Genomic DNA, 15,053 nt, shown 5'->3' with positions numbered 1-15,053 from the left:
AGAAATGATGAGAAGTTACGGGAAATTGTAAGCGCCCATAAAATAGCCATTCCCACATAACATAATGATTTAAATAGTGAATAATTCTTAACGGAAAGATTGAGCGGCGATTCCTTGATCTACAACAGTGGATTGTTCAAAGTTTGGCCTTTCATCTCGTGCAAAAAATGCGTAATATACGCCGCCTTGCAGTCACAGTATGGTCATTTCTTAACTCATGCGCATCGGACACCACCAGCTTAGAAATCGCCTGATCGCAGCCCCTATGGCAGGTATTACCGACCGGCCGTTCAGGACGCTGTGCTATGAGATGGGAGCCGGTTTAACCGTATCCGAGATGATGTCGTCTAACCCGCAGGTTTGGGAAAGCGATAAATCCCGCCTTCGGATGGTGCACATTGATGAACCGGGTATTCGCACCGTGCAAATTGCCGGAAGCGTGCCTGAAGAGATGGCAGATGCCGCGCGTATCAACGTGGAAAGTGGTGCCCAGATTATTGATATCAATATGGGGTGCCCGGCCAAAAAAGTGAATCGCAAGCTTGCAGGTTCAGCCCTTCTGCAATACCCCGACCAGGTGAAAGCTATCCTGACGGCGGTTGTCAGCGCAGTGGACGTTCCTGTTACGTTAAAGATTCGCACGGGTTGGTCGCCGGAACACCGTAACTGTGTAGAGATTGCCCAACTGGCCGAAGACTGTGGCATTCAGGCCCTGACCATTCATGGACGCACGCGCGCCTGTTTGTTCAACGGTGAAGCTGAATACGACAGCATTCGGGCAGTTAAGCAGAAAGTTTCCATTCCGATTATCGCGAATGGCGACATAACTGACCCGCTTAAAGCCAGAGCTGTGCTCGACTATACGGGAGCTGATGCTCTGATGATAGGACGTGCCGCTCAGGGAAGACCCTGGATCTTTCGGGAAATCCAGCATTATCTGGACACTGGAGAGCTGCTTGCTCCACTGCCTCTGGCAGAGGTTAAGCGCTTGCTTTGTTCGCATGTTCGGGAACTGCATGACCACTACGGTCAGGCGAAAGGGTACCGAATTGCGCGTAAACACGTTTCCTGGTATCTCCAGGAGCACGCTCCAGATGACCAGTTTCGGCGCACATTCAACGCCATAGAGGATGCCAGCGAACAGCTGGAGGCGTTGGAGGCATACTTCGAAAATCTTGCGTAATGAAATAAAGAGCTGACAGAACTATGTTCGAACAACGCGTAAATTCTGACGTACTGACCGTTTCTACCGTTAACTCTCAGGACCAGGTAACTCAAAAGCCCCTGCGTGACTCGGTTAAACAGGCACTGAAGAACTATTTTGCTCAACTGAACGGTCAGGATGTTAATGACCTGTATGAGCTGGTACTGGCTGAAGTTGAACAGCCACTGTTGGACATGGTGATGCAATACACCCGCGGTAACCAAACCCGCGCTGCGCTGATGATGGGTATCAACCGTGGTACTCTGCGTAAGAAACTGAAAAAATACGGCATGAACTGATACTAATCAGTTAAATGCTTGTTTAAAAAGGCGCTCTTCGGCATGGGGAAGCGCCTTTTTTATTTCCTGCTTCAGTCCGTCAACGCTTTGTAAACCTTCGCTTATCCCGCTTTAAAACCGCTGCTTTTGGTGTATATTTCCCCCACTCTACTGGCGCTCTTCTCGCGGAATGACACAATGATTCGTAAATACTGGTGGCTGGTTGTCTTTGCAATCTCCGTTCTGATTTTCGATGCACTCCTGATGCAGTGGATTGAACTGATGAGCACCGAAACCGATAAGTGTCGCAATATGAACTCCGTGAATCCCCTGAAACTCGTGAACTGCTCAGAGCTCGACTAATCGCCTGATTGCGCAAGTCCCCCCGTTATTACCCACTAAAAACGGGGATTTAAATCCCTTTGAGCCATTACCCGACGGTGATAATGTCTCGCCCTTCTCAACCGCTCTAGCGTAACCTCACACTCGAGTAGAACCGTCCATGCTGGTCAGCCAATACAACCATATCCTTGTTGTCCTCTCCTTTGTTGTCGCCATTCTTGCCGCATATACCGCACTGAATATGGCGGCACGTGTCGCCGGGAGTCAGGGCGTCGCTGCCCGCGTCTGGCTGGCTGGTGGCGGTATTGCAATGGGCATAGGCGTGTGGGCCATGCATTTTATCGGCATGCTGGCGATGGACCTCTCCATGAGCATGAGCTACAACGCCACCCTGACGGTGTTATCGATGGTCATCGCCGTGGGGTCGTCACTATTTGCGCTCTGGCTCGTTAGCTGCGATCGGTTACGCTTGCGCCGTCTGCTGCCCGGTGCGCTGGTGATGGGAAGCGGTATTGTTGCCATGCATTACACCGGCATGGCTGCGCTGGAGGTGATGCCCGGGATTATCTGGGACAAGGTCTGGGTGGCCATTTCGGTCGCCATTGCGCTTGCCGCTTCACTCGCTGCATTATGGCTGACCTTCCGCCTGCGTCACGATGCCGCTCAGGTCGTGCTGATGCGCACGGGTGCCGCCATCACCATGGGCATTGCCATTGCCGGGATGCATTACGCCGGGATGAAAGCCGCACAGTTTCCGATGTCCACAATGGTTCACCATGAGGGTATCAACGGGAGCTGGCTGGCGGTGCTGGTTAGCGTCGTCGCGCTCTCTATTCTTGGGATTACCCTGCTGGTATCGATGCTGGATGCCCGCCTTCAGGCACGTACCGCCCTTCTGGCCTCGTCACTTGCAGAAGCTAACCGGGAACTCGCACAACTGGCCCTGCACGATACCCTGACGCGTCTGCCCAACCGTATCCTGCTGGAAGATCGACTCGATCAGGCCATCAGCAAAGCCGATCGTGAAGGGACCCATTTCGCCCTGATGTTCATGGATCTCGACGGTTTTAAAGCCATCAATGACGCTTACGGCCATGATGTCGGTGACAAGCTGCTGATTGCCGTTACGGAGCGTCTGCTGCATCTCCTGAAGGGCCAGTTCACCCTGGCACGTATCGGCGGTGATGAGTTTGTTCTGCTGGCCGAGGGAGAAGGCCCGGACGATGCGGCATCGCTGGCGAATTCGCTGGTGCGCGCGATCGATAGCCCGTTCAACCTCGACCACTATGAACTGGTGGTGACCCTCAGCATTGGGATCGCGCTGTATCCTCACGACGGCAAAACCGAACGTGAGCTCATGTTTAACGCCGACGCGGCGATGTACCATACCAAGCACATGGGCCGGAACGGTTACCACTTTTTCCAGCCCTCGATGAATACGCTGGCGCAGACCCATCTTCAGTTGATGAACGATCTGTGGATGGCGATCGATCGCAATGAGCTACGCCTGCTGTACCAGCCAAAATTCCACGCTCCCGCCGGCCCAATCCTTGGATTTGAGGCGTTATTGCGCTGGCAGCATCCCAAGCAGGGGTTACTGACCCCGGACCTTTTCCTGCCGCTGGCGGAGAAAACGGGGCTGATTATCCCTATCGGCAATTGGGTAATTAATGAAGCCTGTCGCCAGCTGCGTGAATGGCATCTTCAGGGACATCAAAGCTGGTCAATGGCGGTAAACCTGTCGACGCTGCAGTTTGAACAGCCTTCGCTGGTCAACACGGTTCTCAACTGCCTGGCACTTCATCATGTGCCACCAGAAATGTTGATCCTGGAAGTGACGGAAACCACGGCAATGAGCAACCCGGATGAAAGTGTACGGGTGCTGACAGAGCTGACGGAAGCGGGCGTAAAGGCCTCCATTGATGACTTTGGTACCGGATATTCGAGCCTGCTGTACCTCAAGCGCTTACCGGCCTGTGAATTGAAAATCGACAGGGCGTTTGTGAAAGAGCTAAGCGGGGAAAGCGAGGATGCCACCATTGTCTCAGCGATTGTGGCCCTCGCCAAAACACTCAACCTGAAAGTCGTGGCTGAAGGTGTGGAAACCGAAGCACAGCAAGCCTTTTTAACCGAGCTGGGTTGCAACACCCTTCAGGGTTATCTGTTAGGTAAACCCGTCAGCGCGCAAACCATTGAGGCACTTTGCGCGCGAGGAGAAATGTTACCTGGCGCTGAGCTGTAAGCATCATCATGAGGCGATACGCGAATGACAGGCAGTGTCGCCAGAATGCTATCGACCAGGGCGGGAGCCTGCTGAAAAAGATTGAAACTGTCGTTATTCATTAACCAGTTTTTAATGATTCCGCTAAAAAAACCGTGGAATATGATCAGGGTCAGATCAACATTTACCTTTGGCGAAATGATGTTACGTGAAATACAGGCCTCCAGCGTGGCACGCAGCGTGTCATAATTGAATCCAATCCGTTTTCTTATCTCACTCTCAGAAATCATATCACTGCTAAATTCACATTTGTGATACAGAATTTGTAAAAGGGCACATTGTCGGGGCTCACGCGCAATATACTGCAGCGCAGTAATAAATTGCTCACGAAGTATTAACAATGGATCATCACCTTCGGAAAGGGAAAGCCGGTCGCGAATAATGTCGCGAAGCGGTAATTGCTGCTCCCAGATGGCATTAAATATTTCGGCTTTACTGGTGAAGTGCCAGTAAATGGCACCGCGCGTAACCTTTGCGGCATCCGCGATGTCCGTCAGCGTCGTGTTGGCTACGCCACGCGTCGCAAACTGCCCGATAGCCGCCTCAATCAGCTGCTGCCGGGTTTGTTGAGCTTCTTCTTTCTTTTTACGCGCCATAGACAACTACTCGCTACTCACAAGATTTATACGTAACACAGGGGTCAGGAGAAAGAAAGTATTCACCAAATTCCGTTTTAATTTTGCACAAAAAAAGTCAATCTTCTTAATTTATAGCTTAGCTAAATACATATTTAAGTTTAAATTCACAACATGAATAATTAAATCACGTTAAGCGCTATTTAACTGATTAGCTTGCCGGAAGATGACGGAGAAATAAACCGAGCCTGATTCTTATTTTTCCGCTCAGACCTTGTCATTCGCACTTATAAATTAAAAAACATTAAATACCCTCATTATTATACGCAGCTACATTTTATTTTTTTATCCCGCTGCCCCTGCTACCGATTCACGCCAAATATCGGTTTCCGGGTATTTAAAGGACCAGTAATGACGAATCATTTCAGACGCTTACCTTTAGCCGGTTTCATTGTCTGCGCTGTACTGCTCTCAGGATGCGATGGCCAGGAAAACCAACCGCAACATCCGCAGGCCCCCCAGGTCAGCGTGCATATTGTGAAAAGCGCACCGCTGGCTGTCACCACTGAACTCCCGGGCAGAACTGATGCGTTCCGCGTAGCAGAGGTTCGTCCGCAGGTTAGCGGTATCATCCTGCGCCGCAACTTCACGGAAGGCAGCGATGTAAAAGCCGGGGATTCGCTTTATCAGATTGATCCTGCAACCTATCAGGCGGCTTACGATAACGCGAAAGGCGAGCTGGCGAAGGCCCAGGCGGCGGCCAATATTGCGCACCTGACGGTGAAACGTTATCTCCCGTTGGTCGGCACACAGTATGTTAGCAAGCAAGAGTATGACCAGGCCGTCGCCACGGCCCAGCAGGCAGATGCCAGCGTCGTCGCCGCCAAAGCGGGCGTTGAAAGTGCACGCATCAATCTTGCCTATACCAAAGTGACGTCTCCCGTCGATGGCCGCATCGGCAAATCCAGCGTGACGGAAGGCGCGCTCGTGACGAACGGACAAACCGCGGCGCTGGCAACGGTCCAGCAGCTTGATCCGATTTACGTTGATGTGACCCAGTCCAGTAATGATTTTATGCGTCTGAAGCAGACGAGCCTGCAAAAAGGCGATACCGCCAGCAGCGTTGAGCTACTGATGGAGAACGGGCAGCCCTATCCACTGAAAGGCACATTGCAGTTCTCCGACGTCACGGTGGATGAAAGTACCGGCTCGATTACCCTACGCGCCATTTTCCCGAATCCTCAACATCTGCTGTTACCCGGTATGTTCGTTCGCGCCCGCATTGATGAAGGTACGCAGCCGGATGCGATTCTGGTTCCCCAGCAAGGCGTGACCCGCACACCGCGAGGCGATGCCACCGTGATGGTGGTGAACGATAAAAATCAGGTTGAGTCTCGCACCGTCGTTGCGCCACAGGCGATTGGCGACCGCTGGCTGGTAACGGAAGGGCTGAAAAACGGTGACCGCGTGATTGTCAGCGGACTACAGAAGGTCAGACCGGGCGTAACCGTCGTCGCTACGCCTGATACCACCACCGCTCCGGCCAGTTAAGGGACGACGACATGGCTAATTTCTTTATTCAGAGACCGGTTTTCGCCTGGGTACTTGCCATCATTTTGATGATTGCAGGCGGACTGGCCATTCTCAAACTTCCCGTCGCACAGTATCCGACCATTGCACCTCCCGCCGTGGCGATATCCGCGACCTACCCGGGAGCAGATGCCCAGACGGTACAGGATACCGTGACCCAGGTTATCGAACAGAACATGAACGGTATTGATAACCTGATGTATATGTCCTCCACCAGCGATTCAGCGGGTAACGTCACGATCACCCTGACCTTCGAGTCCGGAACCGATCCGGACATCGCCCAGGTGCAGGTGCAGAACAAGCTGCAGCTCGCCATGCCGCTGCTGCCGCAAGAGGTGCAGCAGCAGGGGATTGGCGTTGAGAAGTCCAGCAGCAGCTTCCTGCTTGTTGCCGGTTTTGTATCAGACAACAAAAACCTGACGCAGGATGACATCTCCGACTATGTCGCCTCGAACGTCAAAGATGCCATCAGCCGAACGTCTGGCGTCGGTGACGTGCAGCTGTTTGGCGCCCAGTATGCGATGCGTATCTGGCTCGACAGCAATGCTATGAACAAATACCAGCTGACGCCGCTGGATATCATCAACCAGCTGAAAACGCAGAACGACCAGATAGCGGCAGGCCAGTTGGGCGGGACGCCGTCCATCCCGGGACAACAGCTGAATGCCTCGATCATCGCGCAAACCCGCCTGAAATCACCGGAAGAGTTTGGTCGCGTGACGCTCAAGGTGAACCAGGACGGCTCGATGGTGCATCTGAAGGACGTGGCTCGCATTGAGCTGGGTGGCGAAAACTACAACATGGTGACGAAAATCAACGGGCAGGCAGCAACCGGCCTGGGGATTAAGCTGGCAACCGGGGCCAATGCGCTGGATACGGCAGCAGCCATCAAGAGCAAGCTGGCACAACTGCAGCCGTTCTTCCCGCAGGGGCTCAAAGTCGTCTACCCCTATGACACCACGCCGTTTGTGAAAATCTCCATCCACGAAGTGGTGAAGACCCTGTTTGAGGCGATCGTTCTCGTCTTCCTGGTCATGTACCTGTTCCTGCAAAATCTGCGGGCAACGCTCATCCCGACGATTGCGGTTCCGGTCGTTCTGCTGGGTACCTTCGCGGTTCTGGCGGCGTTCGGTTTCTCCATCAATACCCTGACAATGTTCGGCATGGTGCTGGCGATAGGCCTGCTGGTTGATGACGCTATTGTCGTCGTCGAGAACGTTGAACGCGTCATGGTCGAGGACAAGCTGCCGCCGAAAGAGGCCACGCAGAAGTCGATGGGGCAGATTCAGGGTGCGCTGGTGGGGATCGCCATGGTGCTCTCGGCGGTCTTTATCCCGATGGCCTTTTTTGGCGGCTCGACGGGGGCGATCTATCGCCAGTTCTCGCTAACTATCGTTTCCGCGATGGCATTGTCCGTACTGGTTGCGCTAATCCTGACGCCTGCACTCTGTGCAACGTTGCTTAAGTCCGTATCCGCCGATCATCATGAGAAAAAAGGGGGCTTCTTCGGCTGGTTTAATGCGCTTTTTGATAAGAGCGTGGAGCACTACAGTAATAGCGTGAGCGGTATTTTGCGCAAAACCGGGCGCTATCTGGTGGTATACGTCATTATTGTCGGTGGGATGGCGGTGCTCTTCCTGCGCTTACCCACCTCCTTCCTCCCCGAAGAGGATCAGGGGGTGTTTATGACGATGGTTCAACTTCCTGCGGGGGCAACCCAGACGCGTACTCAGCAGGTCCTCGACCAGGTTCAGGACTACTACCTGAATAAAGAGAAGGCGAATGTTGAATCCGTCTTTACCGTAAACGGCTTTAGCTTTAGTGGCCAGGGCCAGAACTCCGGTATTGCCTTCATCAGCCTGAAACCCTGGGAGGAGCGTCCTGGGGCACAAAATGGGGTCGAGGCGATTGTGGGTCGTGCGACGAAAGCCTTCAGTCAGATTAAAGACGGCCTTGTTTTCCCGTTTAACCTGCCCGCCATTATTGAGCTGGGTACCGCCACGGGCTTCGACTTTGAACTGATCGATCAGGCTAACCTCGGACATACCCAGCTGACGCAGGCGCGTAACCAGCTGCTCGGCATGGTGAAAGAGCACCCCGACCTGCTGGTACGCGTGCGTCCTAACGGTCTGGAGGATACGCCACAGTTCAAGTTGGACGTCGACCAGGAGAAAGCCCAGGCGCTGGGCATCAGTCTTTCTGACGTCAACCAGACGATTTCGACAGCCTTAGGCGGCACCTATGTGAATGACTTTATCGATCATGGGCGCGTGAAAAAGGTCTACGTCCAGGCTGATGCAAAATTCCGTATGTTGCCAGGAGATATTAACAACCTTTACGTGCGCAGTGCGAACGGGGAAATGGTGCCGTTCTCAGCCTTTAGCAACGCTCACTGGGTTTACGGTTCACCTCGTCTGGAGCGCTATAACGGAATGCCTTCGATGGAGATCCTCGGCGAATCAGCCCCGGGTAAAAGTACCGGCGAAGCCATGGCTATGATGGAAAGCCTCGCGGCAAAACTGCCTTCCGGCATCGGTTATGACTGGACGGGAATGTCTTACCAGGAGCGACTTTCGGGTAACCAGGCGCCTGCACTGTACGCCATCTCACTGATCGTGGTGTTCCTGTGTCTGGCGGCGCTGTATGAAAGCTGGTCCATTCCGTTCTCCGTCATGCTGGTTGTGCCGTTGGGGGTCATCGGGGCGCTTCTCGCAGCCTCGCTGCGCGGGTTAAACAATGACGTCTATTTCCAGGTCGGCCTGCTGACCACGATTGGTCTGTCAGCGAAAAACGCCATTTTGATCGTCGAATTTGCTAAGGACCTGATGGAGAAAGAGGGTAAAGGCATCATTGAGGCCACGCTTGAAGCGTCAAGGATGCGCCTTCGACCGATCCTGATGACGTCTCTGGCCTTTATATTGGGCGTCATGCCGCTGGTGATCAGCTCCGGAGCCGGGAGCGGTGCGCAAAACGCCGTCGGTACGGGCGTGATGGGGGGAATGCTTTCCGCAACGCTGCTGGCGATTTTCTTCGTACCCGTCTTCTTTGTGGTGGTCCGTCGACGCTTTACCCGTCATAAAGATTAACATTTCCCTAAAAAGGCACCTCGCGTGCCTTTTTTATTTTTAACATAAACAATGAATTAGGCATTAAGCAAAACTAATGTTAAAAATACGATGATTTGCATTAAGTAAAAATACTCTCTTGCAGCTTCATAATGTCTCCATTAATTCGTCCTGAAACCGACTTTTCTCCACGATTTTTACAAACTACATAATTTGAGATTATTCCTCGTGTAACGCGGACTTACCCCGGTGGTAAAATAACCTCCAGTTCGTTAATTGCCCTCCTGGCTTTATAGCGGATGAGAAATAATATTGAGGTAACATCATGAAAAGATTCATTTCCGTTGCACTACTCGCTGCGCTGCTTGCTGGTTGCGCGCACGACTCTCCATGTGTACCGGTTTACGACGACCAGGGCCGACTGGTTCATACCAATACCTGCATGAAAGGCACCACCCAGGATAACTGGGAAACTGCGGGTGCTATCGCCGGCGGTGCTGCCGCAGTGGCAGGTTTGACGCTGGGTATTGTTGCCCTGACGAAGTAACAGCTGTTAAGAAAGCGCGGCTCTGGCCGCGCTTTTGCTTTTAATCAGTGCACTATTTTCAAATAAGTAAAAAAATAGCCCCGTATTTATTCGCGCTGTTCATTTCATCCTGAAACCAGTCACATCTTTTTCGTATACTCATTTAAATTACCGGTTCTATTGTGATGATTTTCACACATTAATATTATTGACTACCCTGCCAATATTCACGCTGGAAACTATCTTGTCTTTTTCCTGACGCGACTCAAAACTTTTGCTCCAATTTGTGGCACAGGTTGTAATTTCGCACCGTTTCAGGGCGCTCGTTTTATTTAAGCCTGTCTACACTCAGCATTAAGCGTTCACTCATCTCTTATTTTGTCGAACGCAAAACTGGCATTACGTTTGCTTTATAAACGTTGGCCAACGCCACAGACAGGTAAAGCGTTTAAAAACGCCTCTATAACGATAAATTTCGCCACACAGGATGCATTATGAAAAAGACGATGATAGCCAGCCTGGCCGCTGCAGGCATGATGTTTGCCGTAGCCGGTCAAGCCCATGCGGGAACGACACTGGATGCCGTTAAAAAGAAAGGTTTTGTTCAATGCGGTATCAGTGACGGTTTGCCTGGCTTCTCTTATGCCGATGCGAACGGCAAATTTACCGGTATCGATGTGGACGTCTGCCGTGGCGTTGCTGCCGCCGTTTTTGGTGATGACAGCAAAGTAAAATATACCCCGCTGACGGCGAAAGAACGCTTTACGGCGCTGCAGTCCGGTGAGGTTGACATGCTCTCCCGTAATACCACCTGGACTTCCTCCCGCGACGCAGGGATGGGGATGTCATTCACGGGCGTGACCTATTATGACGGTATCGGCTTCCTGACCCACAATAAAGCGGGCCTGAAAAGCGCCAAAGAGCTGGATGGCGCCACCGTTTGTATTCAGGCGGGCACCGATACCGAGCTGAACGTCGCCGATTATTTCAAAGCAAATAACATGAAATACACGCCAGTGACATTCGACCGCTCGGATGAGTCGGCCAAAGCGCTGGAATCCGGCCGTTGCGACACGCTGGCCTCTGACCAGTCACAGCTGTATGCCTTACGCATTAAGCTGAGCAATCCTGCAGAATGGATTGTTCTGCCTGAAGTGATCTCCAAAGAACCTCTCGGACCAGTGGTACGTCGTGGCGATGAAGACTGGTTCTCCATTGTTCGCTGGACGCTGTTTGCCATGCTGAACGCAGAAGAGATGGGTATCAACTCGAAAAACGTGGATGAGAAAGCGGCTAAACCATCCAACCCGGATATGGCACACCTGCTGGGTACAGAAGGTGATTTCGGCAAGGATCTGAAGCTGGATAACAAGTGGGCCTACAACATCATCAAACAGGTGGGCAACTACTCTGAGATCTTTGAACGCAACGTGGGATCGGAAAGCCCGCTGAAGATCAAACGCGGCCAGAACAATCTCTGGAACAACGGCGGTATTCAGTACGCACCACCAGTACGTTAAGTCATAGCTGTAACGGGCACTGCTCCGGCAGTGCCCACTCCAGAGTCATGGTTACTGAGGTTTCTTTATGTCCCATCGCCGCTCAGCCGTAAAAGGATCGCTATCCTTTTCTCATCCCGCGGTCCGCGCCTGGCTATTCCAGATTATTGCTATTGTTGCGGTTGTTCTCATCGCCGTGTATCTCATCCATAACACCATCACCAACCTGAATAATCGCGGCATTACCTCCGGTTTCGCGTTTTTAGATCGCAGCGCGGGATTTGGCATTGTTCAGCATCTTATTGATTACCAGGAAGGTGACACGTATGGACGCGTGTTCGTGGTCGGTTTACTGAATACGCTGCTGGTATCGGCGCTTTGTATCGTCTTCGCGTCGATACTGGGCTTCTTTATTGGTCTGGCGCGTCTTTCTGAAAACTGGCTCCTGCGGAAGCTGTCGACTGTTTATATTGAAACGTTCCGCAATATCCCCCCGCTCCTGCAGATCTTCTTCTGGTATTTTGCCGTATTGCGTAACCTACCCGGCCCCCGTCAGGCCGTCGACGCGTTTGAGCTTTTCTTCCTGAGCAACCGTGGGCTATCCATTCCTTCTCCTCTGCCGGGCGAAGGACTGTACGCTTTTATCGGCGCGATTGCGATCGCGCTTGCTCTCACTGTTGGGGTATTCCGTTTTAACCGCACGCATCAGATCAAAACCGGCCAGCTTCGCAGAACCTGGCCGACGGCTGTCGTCCTGTTCGTTAGCCTGCCGCTGGTGGCTCACTGGCTGTTTGGGGCCGCACTGCACTGGGACATTCCCCATCTGCGGGGCTTCAACTTTCAGGGCGGGATGGTATTAATTCCCGAACTGGCAGCTCTGACATTGGCGCTGTCGATTTATACGTCCGCGTTTATTGCCGAGATTATCCGTGCCGGGATCCAGGCCGTACCTTACGGACAGCACGAGGCGGCACGCTCACTGGGATTACCGCATACCGTGACGCTTCGCCAGGTCATCATCCCGCAGGCTTTACGGGTCATCATTCCGCCGCTGACCAGCCAGTATCTTAATATTGTCAAAAACTCGTCGCTGGCCGCTGCCATTGGTTATCCCGATATGGTGTCACTCTTCGCCGGAACCGTGCTTAACCAGACCGGACAAGCCATTGAAACCATCGCCATCACCATGTCTGTTTATCTCATCATCAGCCTGGTAATTTCACTGCTGATGAACCTCTATAACCGTCGTATAGCACTGGTCGAGCGCTAAGGATTTATGATGACAAAAGCGATACTGTCGCACTCCTCGCGCCCTGCCAACTCGACAGGTGGACGTTTCATTCTCTGGGCGCGCAAGAATCTGTTCTCCAGCTGGAGTAACAGCCTGCTGACGATTGTCTGCCTGTGGCTCATGTGGGAGTTGATTCCTCCCCTGCTGAACTGGGCGTTTTTACAGGCCAACTGGGTCGGTTCAACCCGGGCAGACTGTACAAAAGCCGGTGCCTGCTGGGTGTTTATCCATGAACGCTTCGGTCAGTTCATGTATGGGTTGTATCCGCATGAACAGCGCTGGCGGATTAATCTGGCGCTGGTTATCGGCCTGCTCTCTGTCGCAGTCATGTTCTGGAAAAAGCTGCCTCACCGTGGACGCTATATTGCCGTCTGGGCGGTGGTTTATCCGATTATTGTCTGGGTGCTGCTGTATGGCGGTTTTCTGGGACTGGAACGCGTTGAAACTCGTCAGTGGGGCGGGCTGACGCTGACGTTGATTATCGCATCAGTGGGGATAGCCGGTGCTCTGCCGTGGGGGATTCTACTTGCTCTGGGACGACGTTCAAAAATGCCGATCGTCCGCGTGCTCTCCGTTATCTTCATTGAGTTCTGGCGCGGCGTACCGCTTATCACCGTCCTGTTTATGTCGTCGGTCATGCTGCCGCTGTTTATGGCTGAAGGCACAACGATCGACAAACTGATCCGTGCCCTGGTCGGGGTAATTCTCTTCCAGTCCGCCTATGTTGCAGAAGTTGTGCGCGGAGGTCTGCAGGCGTTGCCTAAAGGCCAGTACGAAGCGGCAGAATCACTGGCGCTCGGCTACTGGAAAACGCAGGGGCTGGTCATTCTTCCCCAGGCACTCAAGCTGGTCATCCCGGGCCTGGTCAACACGATCATTGCCCTCTTCAAGGATACCAGCCTGGTGATCATCATCGGATTGTTCGATCTCTTTAGCAGCGTGCAGCAGGCAACCGTTGACCCTGTCTGGCTGGGCATGTCCACCGAAGGATATGTCTTTGCTGCCCTGATCTACTGGATCTTTTGTTTTAGCATGTCGCGCTACAGCCAGCATCTGGAAAAGCGCTTTAACACCGGGCGTACACCGCACTGAGGAAAATATGAGCCAAATAACTATGACACCCGCCGACGCGATGATTACGCTGGAAAACGTGAACAAATGGTACGGACAGTTTCATGTCCTGAAGGACATTAATCTCAAGGTCAAGCAGGGCGAACGCATTGTCCTGTGCGGCCCTTCCGGATCCGGGAAATCCACAACCATTCGCTGCATTAACCATCTTGAAGAGCATCAGCAAGGACGCATCGTGGTTGATGGTATCGAGCTAAATGAAGATATCCGCAATATCGAACGCGTGCGTCAGGAAGTGGGAATGGTCTTTCAGCACTTTAATCTGTTTCCGCACCTGACCGTTCTGCAGAACTGTACGCTTGCACCGATTTGGGTACGGAAGATGCCGAAAAAGGAAGCCGAGGCGCTGGCAATGCACTACCTGGAGCGTGTACGTATCGCTGAGCATGCGAATAAGTTCCCAGGCCAGATATCGGGTGGCCAGCAGCAGCGTGTGGCTATCGCCCGTTCACTGTGTATGAAACCGAAAATTATGCTGTTTGATGAACCGACATCAGCTCTCGATCCGGAAATGGTGAAGGAGGTTCTGGATACCATGATTGGGCTGGCACAATCCGGCATGACTATGCTGTGTGTGACGCATGAGATGGGTTTTGCGCGAACTGTAGCCGACCGGGTGATCTTTATGGACCGTGGGGAGATTGTTGAGCAGGCGCCGCCGGATGAGTTCTTTGCGCATCCGAAGTCAGAACGTACGCGAGCATTCCTGTCGCAGGTGATTCATTAATCTGGTGTTTTTGCCCGGTGGCGCTGCGCTTACCGGGCCTACCGTTTTCACGAGAATCATAACGCAAAAAGGCCATCCTTTCGGATGGCCTCTTCACTTGTTTGATGTCTGGCAGTTCCCTACTCTCACATGGGGAGACCCCACACTACCATCGGCGCTACGGCGTTTCACTTCTGAGTTCGGCATGGGGTCAGGTGGGACCACCGCGCTAAAGCCGCCAGACAAATTCTTTTACTTCTTGCCGAACTTTAACCTAAGTATAAAGTGGTGCTGATACCCAGAGTCGAACTGGGGACCTCACCCTTACCAAGGGTGCGCTCTACCAACTGAGCCATATCAGCACGCTAAATTTGATGCCTGGCAGTTCCCTACTCTCACATGGGGAGACCCCACACTACCATCGGCGCTACGGCGTTTCACTTCTGAGTTCGGCATGGGGTCAGGTGGGACCACCGCGCTAAAGCCGCCAGGCAAATTCTGTTCATCTGTATCAGGCTGAATTTTGATTGTTCGTCTCTTCGCCAAAACATCTTCGGCGTTGTAA

Annotated in this window: 12 protein-coding genes, 1 tRNA gene and 2 rRNA genes; 11 read left to right on the top strand and 4 right to left on the bottom strand. The window is 52.7% G+C overall.

Features of this window, described 5'->3' with window-relative positions:
- Positions 1 to 217 precede the first annotated feature (217 nt).
- From dusB to BFG58_RS12390, 4 genes are all read left to right on the top strand, one after another.
- Complete coding sequence (dusB, locus tag BFG58_RS12405) at positions 218 to 1,183, top strand: tRNA dihydrouridine synthase DusB (RefSeq protein WP_008502861.1); 966 nt, start codon at positions 218 to 220, stop codon at positions 1,181 to 1,183.
- Positions 1,184 to 1,206: 23 nt separating this feature from the next.
- Positions 1,207 to 1,503, top strand: coding sequence for a DNA-binding transcriptional regulator Fis (fis, locus tag BFG58_RS12400; protein WP_000462905.1), 297 nt, complete (start codon positions 1,207 to 1,209; stop codon positions 1,501 to 1,503).
- A gap of 177 nt (positions 1,504 to 1,680) precedes the next feature.
- Positions 1,681 to 1,845: a DUF2556 family protein gene (locus tag BFG58_RS12395; RefSeq protein WP_008502862.1), complete on the top strand. Its 165-nt coding sequence runs from the start codon at positions 1,681 to 1,683 to the stop codon at positions 1,843 to 1,845.
- Between the two features lie 139 nt (positions 1,846 to 1,984).
- Entirely contained in the window at positions 1,985 to 4,066 is a 2,082-nt protein-coding gene (locus tag BFG58_RS12390; protein WP_045910142.1) for a bifunctional diguanylate cyclase/phosphodiesterase, read from the top strand.
- Here BFG58_RS12390 and envR read toward each other — a convergent pair.
- Entirely contained in the window at positions 3,982 to 4,701 is a 720-nt protein-coding gene (gene envR, locus BFG58_RS12385; RefSeq protein WP_048028792.1) for an acrEF/envCD operon transcriptional regulator, read from the bottom strand. The genes BFG58_RS12390 and envR overlap by 85 nt on opposite strands.
- A 390-nt stretch (positions 4,702 to 5,091) precedes the next feature.
- On the opposite strand from envR, the gene BFG58_RS12380 reads away from it, so the two are divergent.
- From BFG58_RS12380 to BFG58_RS12350, 7 genes are all read left to right on the top strand, one after another.
- Positions 5,092 to 6,231: an efflux RND transporter periplasmic adaptor subunit gene (locus BFG58_RS12380; protein ID WP_069719890.1), complete on the top strand. Its 1,140-nt coding sequence runs from the start codon at positions 5,092 to 5,094 to the stop codon at positions 6,229 to 6,231.
- A gap of 11 nt (positions 6,232 to 6,242) precedes the next feature.
- Complete coding sequence (locus BFG58_RS12375; RefSeq protein ID WP_069719889.1) at positions 6,243 to 9,356, top strand: efflux RND transporter permease subunit; 3,114 nt, start codon at positions 6,243 to 6,245, stop codon at positions 9,354 to 9,356.
- A 304-nt stretch (positions 9,357 to 9,660) separates the two neighbouring features.
- Positions 9,661 to 9,882 (top strand): lipoprotein, encoded by a 222-nt coding sequence (locus BFG58_RS12370; protein ID WP_008502867.1) that lies wholly within the window; start codon positions 9,661 to 9,663, stop codon positions 9,880 to 9,882.
- A gap of 473 nt (positions 9,883 to 10,355) precedes the next feature.
- Positions 10,356 to 11,381, top strand: coding sequence for an amino acid ABC transporter substrate-binding protein (locus tag BFG58_RS12365; protein WP_047071242.1), 1,026 nt, complete (start codon positions 10,356 to 10,358; stop codon positions 11,379 to 11,381).
- 67 nt (positions 11,382 to 11,448) lie between these two features.
- On the top strand, positions 11,449 to 12,630 hold the full coding sequence (locus tag BFG58_RS12360) for an amino acid ABC transporter permease (protein WP_069719888.1): 1,182 nt from the start codon (positions 11,449 to 11,451) through the stop codon (positions 12,628 to 12,630).
- Positions 12,631 to 12,639: 9 nt separating this feature from the next.
- Complete coding sequence (locus BFG58_RS12355) at positions 12,640 to 13,743, top strand: amino acid ABC transporter permease (protein WP_023309439.1); 1,104 nt, start codon at positions 12,640 to 12,642, stop codon at positions 13,741 to 13,743.
- A gap of 7 nt (positions 13,744 to 13,750) precedes the next feature.
- Positions 13,751 to 14,509, top strand: coding sequence for an amino acid ABC transporter ATP-binding protein (locus BFG58_RS12350; RefSeq protein WP_014171880.1), 759 nt, complete (start codon positions 13,751 to 13,753; stop codon positions 14,507 to 14,509).
- A gap of 106 nt (positions 14,510 to 14,615) precedes the next feature.
- Here BFG58_RS12350 and rrf (BFG58_RS12345) read toward each other — a convergent pair.
- The 3 genes from rrf (BFG58_RS12345) to rrf (BFG58_RS12335) all read right to left on the bottom strand — a co-directional run bounded on the left by rrf (BFG58_RS12345) (position 14,616) and on the right by rrf (BFG58_RS12335) (position 14,980).
- A 5S ribosomal RNA gene (gene rrf, locus BFG58_RS12345) occupies positions 14,616 to 14,731 on the bottom strand.
- Positions 14,732 to 14,774: 43 nt separating this feature from the next.
- A tRNA-Thr gene (locus BFG58_RS12340) sits at positions 14,775 to 14,850 on the bottom strand.
- A 14-nt stretch (positions 14,851 to 14,864) separates the two neighbouring features.
- Positions 14,865 to 14,980, bottom strand: a 5S ribosomal RNA gene (rrf, locus tag BFG58_RS12335).
- Between the last annotated feature and the right edge of the window lie 73 nt (positions 14,981 to 15,053).

Source organism: Enterobacter sp. ku-bf2 (assembly GCF_001742765.1).
Lineage (GTDB): Bacteria > Pseudomonadota > Gammaproteobacteria > Enterobacterales > Enterobacteriaceae > Enterobacter > Enterobacter quasiroggenkampii.
Note: the sequence above shows the minus strand (reverse complement) of the source record. Positions and strands in the feature narration are given on the sequence as shown.

Coding starts and splice junctions, on each gene's coding strand:
- dusB (WP_008502861.1), top strand. CDS start 218: ATGCGCATCGGACACCACCAGCTTAGAAATCGCCTGATCGCAGCCCCT.
- fis (WP_000462905.1), top strand. CDS start 1,207: ATGTTCGAACAACGCGTAAATTCTGACGTACTGACCGTTTCTACCGTT.
- BFG58_RS12395 (WP_008502862.1), top strand. CDS start 1,681: ATGATTCGTAAATACTGGTGGCTGGTTGTCTTTGCAATCTCCGTTCTG.
- BFG58_RS12390 (WP_045910142.1), top strand. CDS start 1,985: ATGCTGGTCAGCCAATACAACCATATCCTTGTTGTCCTCTCCTTTGTT.
- envR (WP_048028792.1), bottom strand. CDS start 4,701: ATGGCGCGTAAAAAGAAAGAAGAAGCTCAACAAACCCGGCAGCAGCTG.
- BFG58_RS12380 (WP_069719890.1), top strand. CDS start 5,092: ATGACGAATCATTTCAGACGCTTACCTTTAGCCGGTTTCATTGTCTGC.
- BFG58_RS12375 (WP_069719889.1), top strand. CDS start 6,243: ATGGCTAATTTCTTTATTCAGAGACCGGTTTTCGCCTGGGTACTTGCC.
- BFG58_RS12370 (WP_008502867.1), top strand. CDS start 9,661: ATGAAAAGATTCATTTCCGTTGCACTACTCGCTGCGCTGCTTGCTGGT.
- BFG58_RS12365 (WP_047071242.1), top strand. CDS start 10,356: ATGAAAAAGACGATGATAGCCAGCCTGGCCGCTGCAGGCATGATGTTT.
- BFG58_RS12360 (WP_069719888.1), top strand. CDS start 11,449: ATGTCCCATCGCCGCTCAGCCGTAAAAGGATCGCTATCCTTTTCTCAT.
- BFG58_RS12355 (WP_023309439.1), top strand. CDS start 12,640: ATGACAAAAGCGATACTGTCGCACTCCTCGCGCCCTGCCAACTCGACA.
- BFG58_RS12350 (WP_014171880.1), top strand. CDS start 13,751: ATGAGCCAAATAACTATGACACCCGCCGACGCGATGATTACGCTGGAA.